Source organism: Desulfovibrio sp. DV (genome assembly GCF_001936595.1).
Taxonomy (GTDB): domain Bacteria; phylum Desulfobacterota; class Desulfovibrionia; order Desulfovibrionales; family Desulfovibrionaceae; genus Solidesulfovibrio.
In genome coordinates this window covers 1-2,040 of sequence record NZ_MLBG01000189.1, presented here as the reverse complement: position 1 = coordinate 2,040, position 2,040 = coordinate 1, and the positions used below count along the sequence as shown (strand labels likewise).

At 68.5% G+C, this 2,040-nt stretch carries 1 protein-coding gene; it reads right to left on the bottom strand.

The annotated features are described in order from the left end of the window. Window positions 1-49 precede the first annotated feature (49 nt). Complete coding sequence (locus DVDV_RS21630; protein ID WP_075356630.1) at window positions 50-1,474, bottom strand: aspartate ammonia-lyase; 1,425 nt, start codon at window positions 1,472-1,474, stop codon at window positions 50-52. Between the last annotated feature and the right edge of the window lie 566 nt (window positions 1,475-2,040).

Sequence of the window (2,040 nt, the reverse complement as noted above, 5' to 3'; positions counted from 1 at the left end):
GGGGGATCCGATCCCCCGGCCGCCGGAGGCATCTTCCGCCTTTTCTTCTTCACCTCCCCCCTGTTGCCGCAGGCACGGCATAGTCCTCCTCCTCAAACCCCAATTTACGCATGCGTTTGGGGGCGAGCAGGCCGGCGGCGTCGGCTTCGGCCAGAACACCGGTGGCGGCCATGTGGGCGGCCAGGGTGCGGCCGGCCTTGCGGGAGGCGGCCAGGAGCCTGGAGACCGTGTCGTAGCCCAGCGCCGGCACCAGCACCGTGGCCAGGGCCTGGCTCTTGTCCACCAGCTCCTGGCAGCGGTCCTCGTCGGCGGTGATGCCGGCGACGCACTTGTCGGCAAACACGGTTGAGGCGTCGCGCAAAAGATGCAGCGATTCGAGCAGGCTGTGGGCTAAAAGCGGCATGTACTGGTTGATTTCGAGCTGGCCGAGGCCAGCGGCCAGGGTCAGGGTCTGGTGGTTGCCCATGACCCGCAGCGCCGCCTGCCCGACGCACTCCGGGATGACCGGGTTGACCTTGCCGGGCATGATCGACGACCCGGCCTGCAAGGCCGGCAGCCGGATCTCGCCCAGGCCGGTGGAGGGGCCGCTGGCCAAAAGGCGCAGATCCGAGGCGATTTTCAGCAGATTGGCGGCATAGGCCGACAGGATGCCCGAGACTTCCACAAAGGCGTCGGCATTGGCCGTGGCGTCCACCAGATTTTCCGCCCGGGACACGGGCAGGCCGGTCAGATGGCGCAGATGCTCGGCCGCCTTGAAAATATAGGCCCGCGGCGCGCCCAGGCCGGTGCCCACGGCCGTACCGCCAAGGGGCACTTGCTTGATGCGCTCGCGGCACTTGAATATGCGCCAGCGGTCGCGGGACACAGCCTCGGCATAGGCCCCGAAGGCCATGCCGAGGGTCATGGGCACGGCATCCATCAGCTCGGTGCGCCCGACCTTGACCACATGGGCGAATGCGGCCTCCTTGGCCTGCAAGGCCTCTTGCAGCCGGGCCGTGGTCCCTTCCAGCTCTTTTAAAAGCTGCAGGGCGGCCACGCGAAGGGCGGTCGGATAGGTGTCGTTGGTGGATTGGTGGAGATTGACGTGGTCCAGGGGCGAGAGAAAGGCAGAGTCGCCCGGAACGCGTCCGAGCAGCTCAAGGGCCCGGTTGGCCACCACCTCATTGACGTTCATATTGGTGGAGGTGCCGGCCCCGCCCTGGTAGGCGTCCACGATGAACTGGTCGGCGTGGCGGCCCTCGGCCACTTCGCGGCAGGCGGCCACGATGGCCTCGGCCCGGCCCGGGTCGAGATGGCCGGTGTCCTGATTGGCCAGGGCGCAGGCGGCCTTGACCAGGGCATAGGCCCGAATCAGCTCGGGCAGCACGGGCTGGCCGGAAACAGGGAAATTTTCAGCGGCACGTGCCGTATGAATGCCGTAAAGGGCGCCCTCGGGGAGTGATCTTGCTCCCAGGGCATCAGTTTCCTGTCGCATGGAGCACACTCCCCGATAGGCGACCCAGTGCGACGAGCAGGGGGCCGGACCATCCGTCCCCTGAACGCCGCTGCGGCGGCTTGGGTAACACGAACGCTGTAAAAGATCACCAGGGGAGGCACTGCCTCTCCTGCCGGGGCGTTGCCCCGGACCCCACCAGGAGAGGCGCTGCCTCTCCTGGACCTCTCCGGCAGGGCTCTGCCCTGCACCCGGCAGGGCTCTACCCTGCACCCGGCAGGGTTCTACCCTGCACCCGCCAGGGCTCTGCCCTGGACCCGCCGGGGGGGTCACCCCCCCGGACCCCCGGAAGGGGGTGGTGGGGGCTCAGGTTCAGGCATGGCCCCCGGACCCCCGGAAGGGGGTAGGTGGAAAGGTCGGCGTTGGCCCTTTGCCCGGACTCCCGCTGCGGCCAGGGCCGTTGGCCGGGGCCGCATGGCGGCCCCGACTTTCCGGCTGGAGGCGGGAGCGTCCCGTGGCAGCAGGGCGCTTGGTCAAAGATCCGATGCAGTTTCGTGCGTTACTTCCCCCGTTCGAGGGGGGTTCCGGGGGGGTAGCCATCCCCCCCC

Bases quoted from the DNA above. Each gene is read 5' to 3' on its own strand.
- DVDV_RS21630 (WP_075356630.1), bottom strand. From the start codon at position 1,474: ATGCGACAGGAAACTGATGCCCTGGGAGCAAGATCACTCCCCGAGGGC.